The organism is Bacillus sp. FSL M7-0558, from assembly GCF_038003245.1.
Classification (GTDB): domain Bacteria; phylum Bacillota; class Bacilli; order Bacillales; family Bacillaceae; genus Bacillus; species Bacillus pumilus.
On record NZ_JBBOOU010000001.1, the window covers coordinates 3,129,758 to 3,144,740 of the forward strand.

Consider the following 14,983-nt stretch of genomic DNA (forward strand, 5'->3'; position numbering starts at 1 on the left):
AACAAAAGAAAAGGAAGGATTTGTTTTTCACTTGGGAAATAAAAAGCCGGAGGTGCCCCCGGCTTTTCACTCACTTTGATGACGTTTTTTTAATACTTTTAATACATCATCAAGCGGCAATTGCTGTTCACGTAATAACACAAGCAGGTGATACAGAAGATCAGCTGTTTCCCATTTCAATTCTTCTTGATCCCGGTTTTTTGCCGCAATGATGACCTCTGACGCTTCTTCCCCTACCTTTTTCAGGATTTTATCGACCCCTTTTTCAAATAGATAGGTTGTATAAGCGCCTTCTGGCATTTCTGCCTGACGTTTCGCAATCACCTGTTCAAGTTCATTTAAAATAGCAAAACGATCCTGCTCTTCCGTTTGACGCTTCACGCCTTCTTCCGAAAAGCAGCTATAGCTGCCAGTGTGGCACGCTGGTCCACTTGGTGTGACAAGAACAAGCAGAGCATCCTTGTCACAGTCATATCGAATGGATGCGACTCGCTGAGTATGTCCAGATGTGGCGCCTTTGTGCCAAAGCTCGTTTCTTGACCGGCTGTAAAACCATGTTTCTCCTGTTTCTAGTGTTTTTTCATAGGATTCTTGATTCATATACGCCAATGTCAATACTTCCTTACTTTGAGCATCCTGTACAATCGCAGGTATCAGGCCTGCCTCATTAAAGGATAATTCGTTTCCCTGTTTCATCTGACCTTCACCCCATGTTCTCTCAAGTATGTCTTTACCTCTTGAATTGAAGTCTCTTTATAATGAAAAATGGAAGCTGCTAAAGCTGCATCTGCTTCTCCTTTTGTAAATGCCTCCAGCATATGCTGAGCATTGCCAGCGCCTCCTGAAGCAATGACAGGTACGGTGACAGCTTCTGACACAAGCTTTGTTAATTGATGATCAAAGCCCTTTTTCTCACCGTCGGCATCCATACTTGTCAGCAAGATCTCTCCTGCCCCCCTCAGCACGGCTTCTTTTGCCCAATCGCTAACCTCTATATCCGTTTGACGACGCCCTCCGTGTGTATAAACCATGTACGCTTTTTTCTCTTCATCGTACTTTGCATCTATTGCGACGACGATGCACTGGGAACCAAAAAAATCGGCACCTTCTGAAATGAGTTCTGGTCTTAAAACTGCCGCTGTATTCACAGATACTTTGTCTGCACCCGCTCTTAATATGCGCTTCATGTCATCAAGGTGGTTAATTCCGCCGCCTACCGTAAAAGGAATGGCAAGAGTGGACGCCACTTGCTTGACCACATCCACCATCGTTTTCCGGCCTTCATGAGAGGCAGAAATATCAAGAAAGACGAGTTCATCCGCCCCTTCCTCATCATATATCTGCGCTAATTCTACTGGATCACCAGCATCCTTTAAGCCGAGGAATTGCACCCCTTTGACCACACGACCTTCCTTCACATCGAGACATGGGATGATTCGTTTTGTCATCATACGCGGTCAAGCCCTTCAATTGCTTCAGCTAAAGTAAACCGCTCCGTATAAAGTGCCTTTCCAATGATTGCACCAGAAACGCCTGACTGTTTTTGTGATGACAGCTTTTGGAGATCGGCTACCGAACTGATACCGCCTGAAGCAATGACTTGTTTGCCAGTAGCTTCTGCTAAGCGAACTGTACTTTCTACATTGGGACCAGCCAGCATGCCGTCCATTTGAATATCTGTGAAAATAAAGACCTCCGCGCCTTCCTTTGCCAATTCTTTGCCGAGATCCTCCGCCTTCACTTTCGACGTTTCAAGCCACCCCTCAGTCGATACAAAGCCATTTCGCGCATCGATGCCAATCGCTATTTTCTCCCCATATTGCGCAAGCATTTTTTTCACAAAGGCAGGGTTAGAAACAGCCGAGCTGCCAAGGATGACTCTAGCTACACCATTGTTTATATAAAAGGCAACGTCTTCTTCTGTCCGAATGCCGCCGCCAATTTGTACATTTACATCTAAGGATGAAGCAATCGCCAGCACATGCTCATGATTCACGCGATTCCCCGCTTTGGCACCATCTAGGTCAACGAGATGAATCCACTTTGCTCCTTCATTTGCAAATCGCGTCGCCATATCGAGCGGCGAATCTCCATAAATGGTTTCTTGATCATAATCTCCTTGCACGAGCCGTACACATTTGCCATTTCTCATATCAATCGCTGGATACAATGTAAATTCACTCATTTGTTCACCCTCTGTTCGTTTGCTAATTGAATAAATTGTTTGAGCAGCGCCATGCCCGTTGTACTGCTTTTTTCAGGGTGAAACTGTGCGCCTAGCACATTTCCCTTACCAACAACTGCTGGTACTTGAACGCCATAGTCTGCGCTTGCTAATTGCTCTTCTGGATTCATATCCCTCACATAGTAAGAGTGAACAAAGTACGCAAATCCTTCCGGTACCCCGTCAAACAATGGGGAGGGCTGATGAAATGTGAGCTCATTCCACCCCATATGAGGCACCTTAAGCCTTTGCCCATTCTGGTCACGATCCTTTAAAAGAACGACACGACCTTTTAGCAGCCCCAAACCTTTCGTACGCCCTGCCTCTTCACTTTCTTCAAATAACAGCTGCATCCCAAGACAAATGCCAAATAGCAGCTTTCCTTCCTGCACTACTTGGTGGATAAACGCCTCAAGCCCTGTCTGTTTTAACAGCTGCATCGCATCACGAAACGAACCGACCCCAGGCAAAATATAAGCATCTGCCTTTTTGAGCTCCTCCACATCAGAGGAGACGATATAACGGGCACCTGCTCGTTCCAGTGCTTTTGATACGCTGAACAAATTTCCCATTCCGTAATCAATGACTCCGATCATTAGAGCATCCCCTTTGTTGAAGGAATCCCTTTCACACGTGGATCAATGGTTGTTGCTTCATCTAAAGCACGTGCCATCGCTTTAAAAATAGCTTCAATTATATGGTGTGTATTGGTTCCATAGTGAACAATTACATGAAGATTTATACGAGCTTCTAACGCAAACTTCCAAAGAAACTCATGTACGAGCTCTGTATCAAAGGTACCGACCTTTTGACTTGGAAAGGCCGCTCTCATTTCTAAATGAGGACGATTGCTTAAATCGACCACGACCTGAGCAAGCGTTTCATCCATTGGAACAAAACTGGAGCCATATCGCTTGATTCCCTTTTTATCACCTAACGCTTCCTTAAACATTTGCCCAAGCACGATGCCGATATCTTCTGTTGTGTGGTGATCATCAACATCTGTATCTCCTTTCGCATCGACGGTCAAATTAAAGTGTCCATGCTTCGTAAATAGATCGAGCATGTGTGTCATAAAAGGGACATCTGTTTGAATATCCGCTGTTCCTTCCCCATCAATCTCTAACGATAACGAAATATTCGTTTCATTTGTTTGTCTCGCTGTTTCCGCCTGTCTCATGACGATTCCCCCCGCTTTCTCGATTCAATCGACCTTGCATGTGCTTCGAGCCCCTCTAACCTAGCAAAAGCCGCAATGCTATCCCTGTGTGTCTCAAAGGCTTCTTGACTATATGAAATAATGCTTGTTTTCTTTTGAAAATCGGTCACACCAAGCGGGCTAGAAAATCTGGCTGTTCCGTTGGTTGGCAGCACGTGATTCGGTCCTGCAAAATAATCGCCCACCGGCTCAGGGCTATAACGCCCTAAAAAAATCGCCCCTGCATGCTTGATTTGACCAAGAAATGATTCTGGATATGCTGTCAGCACCTCTAAATGCTCTGGCGCTAACTGATTGACGATGTCTACTGCACGATCCATGGAATCTGTCACGTATATACGGCCATGATGTTGTATGGATTGTGCAGCGATTGATTTTCTTGGCAAGGTGTCCAGCTGCGCTTGCACCTCAGCTCGCACATTTTCAGCAAGTGTCTTAGATGGGGTCACCAAAATACTAGATGCCAGCGAATCATGCTCTGCCTGAGAAAGTAAATCGGCCGCCACCTCATGTGCTATGGCCGTGTCATCTGCTAGAACCGCAATTTCACTAGGACCGGCAATCATATCAATGTCTACCTGACCAAATACTTCCCGCTTTGCCAGTGCGACATAGATGTTGCCTGGACCTGTGATTTTATCAACAGGCTGGATGCTTTCTGTTCCATAGGCAAGTGCCGCAATCGCCTGTGCACCGCCCATTTTATACATCTCTGTAATACCGAGCTCCTTCGCAGCAACGAGTACAGCGTCAGAGAGGTAGCCGTCTTTCCCTGGGGGTGTCACAAGGACAATTCGCTGAACACCAGCGACAAGCGCCGGAATCACATTCATCAAAACAGATGATGGATAAGCAGCTGTTCCGCCGGGGACATACACACCAACTGCCTCAAGTGGTGTCACCTTTTGTCCGAGCATCGAGCCATCCTGCTGGTGATAAAACCAAGAGGATGTCAGCTGACGCTCATGGTATGTGCGAATATGACGGATAGCCGTTTGGATCACATGAATCATGGCTGGGTCCAAACGTTCGGAGGCTTTTGTCATTTCCTCATCTGTGACAAGCGGATCTTCAAGCAGCACCCCATCAAATTGCTTTGTAAAAGACTGTACCGCTTGATCACCATTTAGCCTCACTTCTTGTATAATCCGCTGAACAGCCAGGCGCTGCTCTTCCGTGCCTGTATCTAAAGTCCGTTTGAGCGAGAGTGTCTCTGTCTCACCTTCTTGTATATAGGTGATGTTCATGATGTTTCCTCCCCTTCAATGATTCTTGCAAGGCGCTGCGCCATTTCATCGATCACCGCATCCTTCATCCGATAGCTCACAGGATTGACAATAAACCGTGATGTAATATCACAAATATGCTCCGTTTCAACAAGTCCGTTTTCCTTGAGTGTTTGACCTGTAGAGACAATGTCTACAATACGATCGGCGAGTCCGATGAGCGGTGCTAATTCAATGGAACCATTCAGCTTAATGATCTCCACCTGCTCCCCTTGCTCTCTAAAATAGGAAGATGCAACATTTGGGTACTTTGTTGCCACACGCGGCGCGACACCGCCCCAGCTGGCTCCCGGCAATCCGGCAACCGCTAAATGGCATTTACTGATGTTTAAATCAAGCACCTCGTACACATCACGAGCTTCTTCGAGCATGACATCCTTTCCTGCAATGCCAACATCTGCTACACCGTGCTCTACATAAGTCGTCACATCCATTGGCTTCGCTAAAATAAAGCGGAGGTTTTCTTCCGGTACATCGATGATTAACTTTCTTGAATCCTCGAATTCCTCTGGCAGTTGATATCCTGCCTGCCTTAACAGCCCTGCGGCTTCTTCAAATATTCGGCCCTTTGGCATCGCCATCGTCAACACTTTACCCATTTTGTTCTCCCTTTCTAGCGCCGATAAAATAAGTCACCTGCTCAAATGCCTTGGTCATCGCGTCAATATTTTCAATCCCTGCTAAGTCTTGCAGCACGATCTTTTTCCCTTTTGACCGCTCCTTTTCTGCAAAAGCAAAAGCCTCCAGCCGTTGTTCTTTACTAAAAATCACTGCCTCCTGCGGCTCATTGATTTCTTTTGCATCAAGTGCTTCAAGCAGACGGTCTAATCGAAGTCCGAATCCTGTAGCTGGTGCAGGTGCATCAAAATGAGCAAGCAATTGGTCATATCTGCCGCCACTTCCGATGACTGACCCAACATGATCTGCAAATACTTCAAACAAAATACCCGTGTAGTAGCTCATATGACTCACCATGCTTAAATCTAGACGGATATATTCTGTACAGCCGTAATCTTCAAGTGTCTCCCAAAGCGACTTTAACTGCGTAAGCACCTCTTTTCCTTCTTGTGAAACGACGATTTCCTCTGCCCGCTCTGTGACTTCCTGGCCGCCTCTTAACTCTAAAAGCTGTAACAGCCTCGTTTTATCGATGGAGGAGAGTGGCAATTGCTTCAAATGCTGACGGTACCCTACATAATTCTTTTCATATAAAAATTGGCGAAGAACGTTTGCACGCTCTGTATTTCCCAGTACATCTACAAATAACGTCTCTGCTAAAGCGACATGCCCAATCGCGATTTTGAAGGATTTGAGCCCAGCATTTTTTAATGCGAATACGACAAGCGCGATCACTTCAGCATCTGCACTAATCGAACCGTCTCCAATTAACTCAATTCCGACCTGCTCAAATTCTGATGGCCTTCCGCCTTCTCTTTCCTGTGCCCGGAACACATTGGCCGCATACCCAACGCGAAGCGGATACGCCTGTTCATGAAGCTTTGATGCTGCCACTCTCGCAATAGGTCCCGTCATATCAGGTCTGAGTACAAGGGTTTGCCCGTTCTGATCTAAAAGCTTAAAGAGCTGTGTATCTGTAATCGCCGATTGAACACCGACTGTATCGTAAAATTCAAGCGTTGGTGTCTCCATCAACCGGTAACCCCAACCGTTCATGACCTCTGTTAAGGAATGTCTCACTTTTTTCTTCGTCTCATACAATCCTGGTAATGAATCCCGCATACCATATGGTTTCTCAAACATAAACATGTTCTTCTGCACCTCCAACACATTAAAACAAAAAATTCCGAATCCTTTAGTTCGCTAATATGATAATATGCTAACAAAATAAAGTAATTAAATCAATCATTTTTATTTTCTCTCTATTTTCATGAAAAATTTGTGGAATTATTACATTCAAGTGACACCTATCTCTTTTCTACATGTTTGATAAAAGAACGTGCTATAATACTTAAAAATATTGATTAACACAGGAGATTACAATGAAGTTCATTCAGACATTAATCTTAACTTTGTTGTGCGCATGCCTTGTTTATTTCGGCTTTATATACGTGACACAAATCGACCAAGTCAAGAAAACAGCTTCACCACACGAAGCAGCCAAAGAAAAAGAAAACGATACGGCACTCGCAGCTGAAGAAACACGATCAACGAAAAAAACAGACACCACCTACTCTTCCTTAAAAGGAAGCAAAAAAGCCATGGACGTCATCCTTTACAATCAAATGGATGCCCCAAAGCTTTATAATGGATGCGAAGTTACAAGCTTAGCGATGCTTCTTCATTACAGCGGCTACGAGCAAGTGACGAAAGACACATTGGCAAATGAAATTAAACGTGTTCCACTCAATTATGAAAATGGCTTAAAAGGAGACCCACATGACGGGTTTGTAGGCGATATGGAGAATGGACCAGGTCTTGGTGTATACCATGAACCTATTTATCAGCTTGCGAAAAAATATGCGGGCGCTCAAGTCGTCGACTTAAGCGGAAAACCTGTCAAAAAGGCCATCTATCAATCACTTGAAAAAGGGTATCCTGTTTGGGTGATTACCACATCCACCTTTGACAAAATAGATAACATCGAAACTTGGAATACACCAAATGGCAAAATAGATGTAAGCTTTAATATGCATAGCGTGGTCATCACAGGCTATGACAAGGAGCATGTCTACTTAAATAACCCATACGGAGAAAAGAATCAAAAAGTCGATCGCGATCAGTTTGAAGATTCTTGGGAACAGATGGGCAGGCAGGCGATTATCATTAAAGCATAGAACAATTTCTCTTTGAAAACATGAAAACCCATCCTCTATCCGAATAGAGGATGGGTTTTTTCATGATGATAGTATTCCTTTCAGACTGTTCTCAAGCTTTTCAGCTGTCATTACTCCTCCGCCTACACTGAAGCATTCAACCTTTTTTAATAAAAATGAGAGATAATTCTTGATCGTTAAACTCCTCACTCATCGTTTTTAGCGGCAACGAATCGCTTATTCTGCTTCAGATACAACGGTAAAACGTTCTCCAACATGGGCAGCCTGCTCAATTTCATCGACAAGCGCAATGGCGTAGTCGGCATAGCTCACATAGCTGTCACCTTTAGAATTGACAATCAGTTGGTCTTTCCCTTTCACATAAGAACCTGTGCGTTTGCCAGCTGGATCAAAGAATGCAGCAGGGCTGAGGAAAGTCCATTTTAATCCTACGGTTTGTTGAAGGTCTTTTAAGTTTTCACCTTGCTGTGAAGCAGTAGGCACATACTCCTTTGGAAATTCCGGTGTATCAACAAGTCTTGTTGTTTTGGCTTCATCAACAAAAAGACTGCCCGCTCCGCCCACAACGATTAAACGGGTACCGGGTACCTCTTTCAAAATATCAATCAGCTTTTTCCCTGCCTCTACGTGAAGGTGCTCTTGTCCAGCAGGTGCGCCAAATGCATTGACGAAGACATCAAGGCCTTTGATGTCTTCTGCTTGTAAATGAAACACATCCTTCTCAATAACAGCTACGGATGAATCTGTCACTTTTTTCGCATCTCGAACGATGGCTGTTACCTCATGTCCTCTTGATTGAGCCTCTTTTACAATTTCCTGTCCTGCTTTACCTGTAGCGCCAATAATGCCGATTTTCATATGAATTCCTCCTGTAAAATGATTTTATTTAATAAACAAAGGTGTAACCATTTTAGTTACAACAGAGGTAAAAAAAATTGAATAGATCATCCAATTTTTTTTATTAACACCTGCGTTAGTTCACTTAATTTGATCTCAGCAAGCACTTGCTCCATCGCACTTTGAGCGCGGCACAAGATTAACTCAAGCACAGCCTGGATATTTGCACCGATCGGACAGTCAGGATTTGGGCTTTCATGGATTTGAAACAATTCTCCCTCATCCACCACCTCAACCGCTTTATACACATCAAGCAGCGTGATATCGTCTTCACTGCGGTTCAGCTGAGAACCGCCTTTGCCAAGACTCGTTGAGATTAGGCCTGCTTTTTTTAATTTACTCATAATACGGCGGATGACCACTGGGTTTGTATTTACACTTCCCGCGATATCCTCCGATGTCTGTAATGATCCTTTTTCAAGTGATAGCAAGGCCAGAATATGGACAGCGACAGTAAATCTGCTGCTGATTTTCATGTTTTCTCACCTCTGTTGTAATCATTATAGTTACACCATAACATATTGTCAACAAAAAAGGCTGCCGAGCTACTCAGCAGACGTAGATTGACGTGCATTCATTTCTTCTTTCGTATAAATCATGCGCATTGGATTTCCTCCAACAAATGAGCCTGCTGGAACATCCTTATAAACAAGTGTACCAGCCGACACGATCGCCCCATCCCCAATGGTCACACCAGGTAAAATGGTGGAATTGGCTCCAATTAAGACTTCATCCCCAATATAGACTTCCCCAAGTCTGTATTCTTTAATCAAATACTCATGGGTCAAAATGGTTGTGTTATAGCCAATCACCGAATTTCGACCGACCGTGATTTTCTCAGGAAACATGAGATCCACCATGACCATTAAGGCAAACGCTGTATCTTCGCCAACCTTCATACGAAGAAAGGTTCGGTATATCCAATTTTTCATTCCCATAAAAGGCGTGTACCGTGCGATTTGAATGAAAATAAAGTTTTTCACCACTTTGAAAAAGGGGACCGTCCGATAGACTTGTCGTAACGAATTGACCCCTTTTACAGGATATCGATCTGTTTTTCTCAACTCAATCAGCTCCAACAATCGCCAGAAGATCACTCATTTTCTTTAGCATAAAATCAGGGCGATGCTTTAAAAGGGCCTCTTCTCCCTTAATTGACCAAGCAACACCTGCTGTTTTTGTCCCTGCCGCTTGACCAGACAAAATATCGTGATAATTATCGCCGACCATCACCGCTTCATGTGGATCACTGCCAAGCTTGGATAATGCCAGCTGGACTGGCTCCGGATGCGGCTTCTCATTTTGGACATCATCGAGCGTCACAATCACTTCAAAGAATGGCTCTAAACCGGTCAGCTTCAATCCCATTAACACTGTGTCACGTATCTTTGTTGTGACAATTCCAAGCTTAAATCCTCGATCCTGCAAGACTTTCAATGTATCTATAACAGTCTCATATTCAGTCACGAGCAGATCATGCTGTTCATGATTAAACGTACGGTACATCTGAATCATGTCATCCGTTAGATTAGGGTCCATCGCAGAGAATGTATCAAATAATGACGGACCAATGAAATGGAGGATCTCTTCACGGCTGTACTGACCAGGGTAATAATGATCAAGCGTATGTTGAAATGAAGCAATAATTAATTCATTCGTATTGATTAATGTGCCATCTAAATCAAATAGCACGGTGTTAACAGTTGATTCGTTCATATGGCTTCCTTTCTAACAACTGCGAGCTCGCGCTTTCGCCAAATATAGCTAATGGCAGCTGTTAATAAAATAGCAGATATCAGACGGATGACAAGAAGCGGCCACACAGGAATCCCAAGTGGAATAAATATCAGCGTGTCTTCGACTACTGCATGGCAGGCAACAAGGAAAATGAAAGCAAGGGTTAAATCCTTTTTACTCACGCCGTCCTCTTCCACTGCCTTCATCATCACGCCAGCTCCGTATGCTAGACCAATGGTTAACCCAGCGACCATCGTCATCGACGTATTTTCTTTCATTCCAAGCATTCTCGTAAATGGAGACAGCCACTTAGACAGCGTATGGAGCCATCCTAAATCTCTCATGAATTGAATGATGATCATGAGAGGGATGACGATACAGGCGAGCTGGAGCACACCGAGTACGGCTTTTTGTAAAGCGACAAGGACGATCATGTACCAGCTGGAAGGCACATCAGCCGTTTGGGCTGCTGTCAGCAGTCCATATTGTGCCGGCTCCTGGCCTCCCTGCCAAACGAGATGAATGACAATAGCCGAAACAACAGCAAGACTGATTCTGACCAGCAAAATGACAGACACTCTCAGTCCAACCTTTGCTGCCACAGTCGATTCGATGATCAGGTTGTGACAAAAGGACAGCATCACGGCCAAAATAAACACTTCCTTCACAGGAAGATCTAGAGTCAAAATGGCCGCTATGCCCGCATACAAGTTCAGCACATTTCCTAACACAAGCGGAATGGCTGCTTCTCCTGAAAGACCAAACAATCCCATAAATGGCCGTATGAATTGAATGATCCAATCCATAACAGGCGTATGCTGCAAGATACTGACGAGAATGGTAACCGGAAAGATGACTTTTCCAAGTGTCCAAGTTGTCGATAGCCCTGCTTTTAAGCCGTTTTTCCATGTCTCCTGCATCTTTCTGATCCCCCCTGCTTTAATTCGATGAGTTGTTCTCTTTATACGGGATCGATGCGTGACCTTTTATTCTTCTAAAGATCAGCAGCAGAACAGCCACTACAAAAATGGCAATCGAAATCATTTGAGCGATTCGAAGATGTTCTGTCAGCATCAAACTGTCCGTTCTCATACCTTCTATGAAGAAACGACCGATTGAATACCAAATTAAATAAGACAAGAAGATTTCGCCTCTGCGCATCGATGTTCTACGTAATAAAATCAAGATCACAACACCGGCAAGATTCCATAATGATTCGTATAAGAACGTTGGGTGATAATACGTCCCATCAATATACATTTGATTAATGATAAACTCAGGCAAATGCAAATTCTCTAAAAAGGCTCTTGAAACAGCCTCACCATGCGCTTCCTGATTAATAAAATTCCCCCAGCGTCCAATGGCCTGCGCTAGTAAAATACTAGGTGCTGCTACATCGGCTATTTTCCAGAAGGACACCTTTTTCACTTTTGTGAAGACGATCGCTGTCAGCACAGCACCTATCAGCCCGCCATGAATGGCAATTCCGCCATGCCAAATCTTAATGATTTCATTTGGGTGCTGCTGATAGTAATCCCATTCGAAGGATACATAATAAATTCGTGCACAAATAATCGCTATTGGAATGGCAAATAAGATTAAATCAATAAACGTATCTTTATTGATTCCTCTTTTCTCACATTCTCTCAGTGCGAGCCAGAGTCCTAGTAAGGCTCCGACCCCAATGATCACACCATACCAATGAACCGAAAGAGGTCCGAGCTGAAAAGCAATCGGATCAATTGGCTGAATCGCTTCGTTCATATAGACAACTCCTATTCATCTTGGCCATTGTCTTCAATGACATCGGCTAGTTTACTTGTAAATTGTTCCGCCGCATTATGTCCCATGCGTTTTAACCTGAAGTTCATCGCAGCCACCTCAATGATAACCGCTAAGTTTCGACCAGGGCGGACAGGAATGGTCAGCTTCGGTACATCTGTATCGATGATTCGCATCTTCTCTTCTTCAAGTCCTAAACGATCGTACTGTTTGCCTTGTTCCCAAAGCTCAAGGTTCATGACAATCGTAATTCTCTTATAGCTTCTGACAGCGCCAGCTCCAAATAAGGTCATCACATTAATGATGCCTAACCCGCGGATTTCTAAAAGATGTTCAATCAGCTCTGGTGCGCTTCCGACTAGCGTATCCTGATCCTCTTGACGGATTTCCACGCAATCATCTGCGACCAGCCTGTGTCCTCTCTTCACTAATTCTAAGGCTGTTTCACTTTTTCCTACTCCGCTTTTTCCAATTAACAATACTCCTACACCATATACATCTACGAGCACACCATGAATTGCGGTCGTTGGTGCAAGCTTACTTTCTAAAAAGTTGGTCAAACGACTCGAAAGTCTTGTCGTTTTTAGGCTTGAACGTAACACAGGTACACCATTTTCATTTGAAGCTTCAATTAATTCCTTCGGCACTTCACGATCTCGTGACAAAATAATTGCAGGGGTAATATCAGTACAAAGAGACATCATTCTCTGCTTTCGTTCGCGTTCTGGGAGCTGTTCAAAAAAAGAAAGCTCTGTTTTCCCTAAAAGTTGAACTCTTTCTTTTGGGTAATATGTAAAATAACCAGCCATTTCAATACCTGGTCTGGAAAGATCACTGATTGTAATGGGACGATTAATCCCTTCTTCCCCACTTACCAGTTCAAGATGAAATTGTTCCATTATGTCCTTCGTACGAACTTTCGGCACGCTTCTTCCTCCTTTTATCACAGGCGATTCAGAAATACAGCTCTATTTTATCACTTTCAATGATGATCCCAAAACAGTATTTTATCCTGATCCTGTTTCAGTTCATTTACTGGTATAGACAACTATACTTAAAAAGGGTAAACTAAATTCAAAGACAACGAATAAGGGGGCACAACCATGAGCAGCTCTTTATTGCTCTCCAATATTCATATTGTGACAAAGACTGAAATGATTGCAAACGGTTTTGTCGGTTTACGCGACGGCAAGATTGACTATATTTCAACAACACCACCGACAGGAAATTATGAAAAAGTATATATTTCCCGGGAAAACTTTTATCTACTTCCCGGAATGATTGATATTCACATCCATGGCGGATATGGAGCAGATATGATGGATGCGACATCAGAAGCCATGAATACACTCGCTGACAACTTACCGTCAGAAGGAACGACAAGTTTTTTAGCCACAACCATCACTCAAAACCATCATGAGATAGAGCAAGCACTTAAAAATGTCGCCAAGTGGAAACAATACAATGAAGAACAAGCAGGCGTTCAGGCACAATGTTTAGGTATCCATCTTGAAGGTCCTTTTATTTCTAAAGATAAAGCAGGGGCACAGCCTGTTCAATGGATACAGCAGCCCGATCGCCCTCTTTTTGAAAAATGGTTGGATGCTTCTGAACGGCTTATTCGAATTGTCACGTTCGCACCTGAGGAAGACCCTGATTTTGCTTTTCTTTCCTTGTTGCAAGAAAAAAACATTATTCCTTCTATTGGACATACGAATGCCCATCATGACATGATTGAATTAGCAGCAAAGCATGGTGCACGCCATGTCACGCATCTTTATAATGCACTGAGTTCGTTTCAGCATCGTGAACCAAACGCTGTAGGAGCTGCTCTTACAAACGACGATCTCCATACTGAGCTGATTACGGATGGGATACACTCCCACCCACTTTCCATCAAGCTTGCGTATTTGGCAAAAGGAAGTGATCGTTTAATGATGATCACAGACTCGATGCGCGCAAAAGGACTTGGAAATGGCACGTATGAATTTGGGGGTCAAACAGTCACAGTGAGCGGCGAACAAGCTTTACTGGCAGATGGTACACTTGCAGGATCGATTCTGCGAATGAAAGATGGCGTCAAACGGATGAAACAGATCACACATTGCGAATGGACAGAGATAGCAAAGATGACCTCAACTAATGCAGCCATTCAGCTAGGACTTGATCAGCAGCTTGGTTCGATTGAAGTTGGAAAACAAGCAGACCTTGTGATCTGGGATGAGTCTGGTGAACTAATGATGACGATCTGCCATGGACAAATCGTCTTTGAGAAAAAGGAGGCCAACCACTAATGAACATCATTGAATTTGAAGATAAAGAACAATTAGGAAAAGAAGCAGCAGCCCTGATCGCGCGCACAATCGCTTCTAAACCAGATGCCGTACTCGGCCTGGCAACGGGCGGTACACCTCTTGATACGTATCAAGAGTTAATTCACCTTCATCAATCACAACAATTGTCTTTCAAACAAACAAAAACAGTCAATTTAGATGAATATGCAGGCCTTGATCCAGATCATGAAAATAGTTATATGACCTATATGAAACGTCATTTATTTGATCATATTGATCTTCCACAGGATCAGTATTTCCTTCCAAATGGCGCTACACCTGATTTAGAAAAGGAATGCTTAAGATATGATCAGCTCATTCAAGACATAGGCGGCATCGACCTTCAGCTTCTTGGAATCGGTCAAAATGGACATATTGGTTTTAACGAGCCCGGTACTCCGTTTAACTCAAAGACTCATGTCGTGCAACTAGATGAAAATACCCGGCAGGCCAATGCAAGATACTTTTCTTCTATTGATGAAGTGCCTACACATGCCATCACCATGGGCATTGCGAGCATTCTTTCTAGTAAAAAGATTCTCCTTCTTGCATCAGGAAAATCAAAAGCGAAAGTGATACAATATTTAGAACAGACTGAGATACATCCAGACTTCCCAGCATCTTCTCTGAAACTTCATGAAGATGTGACGATTTTGATTGATCGAGAAGCTGGGTCACTACGCTAAAGCTAAACACGAGAGGATTTTCAC

18 protein-coding genes are annotated in these 14,983 nt (G+C 43.7%); 3 read left to right on the plus strand and 15 right to left on the minus strand.

Annotated features, from left to right (window positions below):
- Positions 1-66: 66 nt before the first annotated feature.
- The 8 genes from hisIE to MHB79_RS16000 are packed head-to-tail and all read right to left on the minus strand — an operon-like array spanning position 67 to position 6,496.
- Positions 67-696 (minus strand): bifunctional phosphoribosyl-AMP cyclohydrolase/phosphoribosyl-ATP diphosphatase HisIE, encoded by a 630-nt coding sequence (gene hisIE / locus MHB79_RS15965; protein WP_137054364.1) that lies wholly within the window; start codon positions 694-696, stop codon positions 67-69.
- A complete protein-coding gene (hisF, locus tag MHB79_RS15970) occupies positions 693-1,451 on the minus strand; it encodes an imidazole glycerol phosphate synthase subunit HisF (RefSeq protein WP_050944267.1) in 759 nt (252 codons plus the stop codon). Before hisF ends, hisIE begins: the two co-directional genes overlap by 4 nt.
- Positions 1,448-2,185, minus strand: coding sequence for a 1-(5-phosphoribosyl)-5-[(5-phosphoribosylamino)methylideneamino]imidazole-4-carboxamide isomerase (hisA, locus tag MHB79_RS15975; RefSeq protein ID WP_050944269.1), 738 nt, complete (start codon positions 2,183-2,185; stop codon positions 1,448-1,450). Before hisA ends, hisF begins: the two co-directional genes overlap by 4 nt.
- Positions 2,182-2,820, minus strand: coding sequence for an imidazole glycerol phosphate synthase subunit HisH (gene hisH / locus MHB79_RS15980; protein ID WP_268459219.1), 639 nt, complete (start codon positions 2,818-2,820; stop codon positions 2,182-2,184). Before hisH ends, hisA begins: the two co-directional genes overlap by 4 nt.
- A complete protein-coding gene (gene hisB, locus MHB79_RS15985) occupies positions 2,820-3,404 on the minus strand; it encodes an imidazoleglycerol-phosphate dehydratase HisB (RefSeq protein WP_309215988.1) in 585 nt (194 codons plus the stop codon). Before hisB ends, hisH begins: the two co-directional genes overlap by 1 nt.
- A complete protein-coding gene (gene hisD / locus MHB79_RS15990) occupies positions 3,401-4,690 on the minus strand; it encodes a histidinol dehydrogenase (RefSeq protein WP_340990206.1) in 1,290 nt (429 codons plus the stop codon). Before hisD ends, hisB begins: the two co-directional genes overlap by 4 nt.
- Positions 4,687-5,328, minus strand: a complete 642-nt coding sequence (gene hisG / locus MHB79_RS15995; protein ID WP_003213329.1) for an ATP phosphoribosyltransferase — start codon at positions 5,326-5,328, stop codon at positions 4,687-4,689. Before hisG ends, hisD begins: the two co-directional genes overlap by 4 nt.
- Complete coding sequence (locus MHB79_RS16000) at positions 5,321-6,496, minus strand: ATP phosphoribosyltransferase regulatory subunit (RefSeq protein ID WP_339160536.1); 1,176 nt, start codon at positions 6,494-6,496, stop codon at positions 5,321-5,323. The genes hisG and MHB79_RS16000 overlap by 8 nt, the downstream gene beginning before the upstream one ends.
- Positions 6,497-6,729: 233 nt before the next feature.
- Here MHB79_RS16000 and MHB79_RS16005 point away from each other — a divergent pair, with 233 nt between their 5' ends.
- Positions 6,730-7,524 carry a C39 family peptidase gene (locus MHB79_RS16005; protein WP_137054360.1) on the plus strand — a complete coding sequence of 265 codons (795 nt, stop codon included), beginning with the start codon at positions 6,730-6,732 and terminating at the stop codon, positions 7,522-7,524.
- A gap of 216 nt (positions 7,525-7,740) precedes the next feature.
- Here the strand turns inward: MHB79_RS16005 and MHB79_RS16010 are convergent, their stop codons facing one another.
- The 7 genes from MHB79_RS16010 to hprK all read right to left on the minus strand — a co-directional run bounded on the left by MHB79_RS16010 (position 7,741) and on the right by hprK (position 12,866).
- Positions 7,741-8,382: an NAD(P)-dependent oxidoreductase gene (locus MHB79_RS16010; protein WP_339160540.1), complete on the minus strand. Its 642-nt coding sequence runs from the start codon at positions 8,380-8,382 to the stop codon at positions 7,741-7,743.
- A gap of 86 nt (positions 8,383-8,468) precedes the next feature.
- Entirely contained in the window at positions 8,469-8,897 is a 429-nt protein-coding gene (locus tag MHB79_RS16015) for an Rrf2 family transcriptional regulator (protein WP_003213266.1), read from the minus strand.
- A 69-nt stretch (positions 8,898-8,966) separates the two neighbouring features.
- Positions 8,967-9,485: an acyltransferase gene (locus MHB79_RS16020; protein ID WP_340990208.1), complete on the minus strand. Its 519-nt coding sequence runs from the start codon at positions 9,483-9,485 to the stop codon at positions 8,967-8,969.
- A gap of 1 nt (position 9,486) precedes the next feature.
- The gene (gene ppaX, locus MHB79_RS16025) at positions 9,487-10,137 is read right to left on the minus strand and encodes a pyrophosphatase PpaX (RefSeq protein ID WP_050944282.1); all 651 of its coding nucleotides are present in this window, start codon (positions 10,135-10,137) and stop codon (positions 9,487-9,489) included.
- Positions 10,134-11,078 carry a nucleoside recognition domain-containing protein gene (locus MHB79_RS16030; RefSeq protein ID WP_003213258.1) on the minus strand — a complete coding sequence of 315 codons (945 nt, stop codon included), beginning with the start codon at positions 11,076-11,078 and terminating at the stop codon, positions 10,134-10,136. Before MHB79_RS16030 ends, ppaX begins: the two co-directional genes overlap by 4 nt.
- A gap of 19 nt (positions 11,079-11,097) precedes the next feature.
- Positions 11,098-11,922, minus strand: coding sequence for a prolipoprotein diacylglyceryl transferase (lgt, locus tag MHB79_RS16035; protein WP_003213250.1), 825 nt, complete (start codon positions 11,920-11,922; stop codon positions 11,098-11,100).
- An 11-nt stretch (positions 11,923-11,933) separates the two neighbouring features.
- Positions 11,934-12,866 carry an HPr(Ser) kinase/phosphatase gene (hprK, locus tag MHB79_RS16040; RefSeq protein WP_003212943.1) on the minus strand — a complete coding sequence of 311 codons (933 nt, stop codon included), beginning with the start codon at positions 12,864-12,866 and terminating at the stop codon, positions 11,934-11,936.
- A gap of 177 nt (positions 12,867-13,043) precedes the next feature.
- On the opposite strand from hprK, the gene nagA reads away from it, so the two are divergent.
- Both nagA and nagB read left to right on the plus strand, forming a co-directional pair.
- Entirely contained in the window at positions 13,044-14,234 is a 1,191-nt protein-coding gene (gene nagA / locus MHB79_RS16045; RefSeq protein ID WP_050944289.1) for an N-acetylglucosamine-6-phosphate deacetylase, read from the plus strand.
- On the plus strand, positions 14,234-14,959 hold the full coding sequence (gene nagB, locus MHB79_RS16050) for a glucosamine-6-phosphate deaminase (protein WP_212045574.1): 726 nt from the start codon (positions 14,234-14,236) through the stop codon (positions 14,957-14,959). The genes nagA and nagB overlap by 1 nt, the downstream gene beginning before the upstream one ends.
- Positions 14,960-14,983: the final 24 nt, after the last annotated feature.

What these genes read in the sequence shown, in the direction of transcription:
- hisIE (WP_137054364.1), bottom strand. Translation starts at nt 696, where the DNA reads ATGAAACAGGGAAACGAATTATCCTTTAATGAGGCAGGCCTGATACCT.
- hisF (WP_050944267.1), bottom strand. Translation starts at nt 1,451, where the DNA reads ATGATGACAAAACGAATCATCCCATGTCTCGATGTGAAGGAAGGTCGT.
- hisA (WP_050944269.1), bottom strand. Translation starts at nt 2,185, where the DNA reads ATGAGTGAATTTACATTGTATCCAGCGATTGATATGAGAAATGGCAAA.
- hisH (WP_268459219.1), bottom strand. Translation starts at nt 2,820, where the DNA reads ATGATCGGAGTCATTGATTACGGAATGGGAAATTTGTTCAGCGTATCA.
- hisB (WP_309215988.1), bottom strand. Translation starts at nt 3,404, where the DNA reads ATGAGACAGGCGGAAACAGCGAGACAAACAAATGAAACGAATATTTCG.
- hisD (WP_340990206.1), bottom strand. Translation starts at nt 4,690, where the DNA reads ATGAACATCACCTATATACAAGAAGGTGAGACAGAGACACTCTCGCTC.
- hisG (WP_003213329.1), bottom strand. Translation starts at nt 5,328, where the DNA reads ATGGGTAAAGTGTTGACGATGGCGATGCCAAAGGGCCGAATATTTGAA.
- MHB79_RS16000 (WP_339160536.1), bottom strand. Translation starts at nt 6,496, where the DNA reads ATGTTTATGTTTGAGAAACCATATGGTATGCGGGATTCATTACCAGGA.
- MHB79_RS16005 (WP_137054360.1), top strand. Translation starts at nt 6,730, where the DNA reads ATGAAGTTCATTCAGACATTAATCTTAACTTTGTTGTGCGCATGCCTT.
- MHB79_RS16010 (WP_339160540.1), bottom strand. Translation starts at nt 8,382, where the DNA reads ATGAAAATCGGCATTATTGGCGCTACAGGTAAAGCAGGACAGGAAATT.
- MHB79_RS16015 (WP_003213266.1), bottom strand. Translation starts at nt 8,897, where the DNA reads ATGAAAATCAGCAGCAGATTTACTGTCGCTGTCCATATTCTGGCCTTG.
- ppaX (WP_050944282.1), bottom strand. Translation starts at nt 10,137, where the DNA reads ATGAACGAATCAACTGTTAACACCGTGCTATTTGATTTAGATGGCACA.
- MHB79_RS16030 (WP_003213258.1), bottom strand. Translation starts at nt 11,078, where the DNA reads ATGCAGGAGACATGGAAAAACGGCTTAAAAGCAGGGCTATCGACAACT.
- lgt (WP_003213250.1), bottom strand. Translation starts at nt 11,922, where the DNA reads ATGAACGAAGCGATTCAGCCAATTGATCCGATTGCTTTTCAGCTCGGA.
- nagA (WP_050944289.1), top strand. Translation starts at nt 13,044, where the DNA reads ATGAGCAGCTCTTTATTGCTCTCCAATATTCATATTGTGACAAAGACT.
- nagB (WP_212045574.1), top strand. Translation starts at nt 14,234, where the DNA reads ATGAACATCATTGAATTTGAAGATAAAGAACAATTAGGAAAAGAAGCA.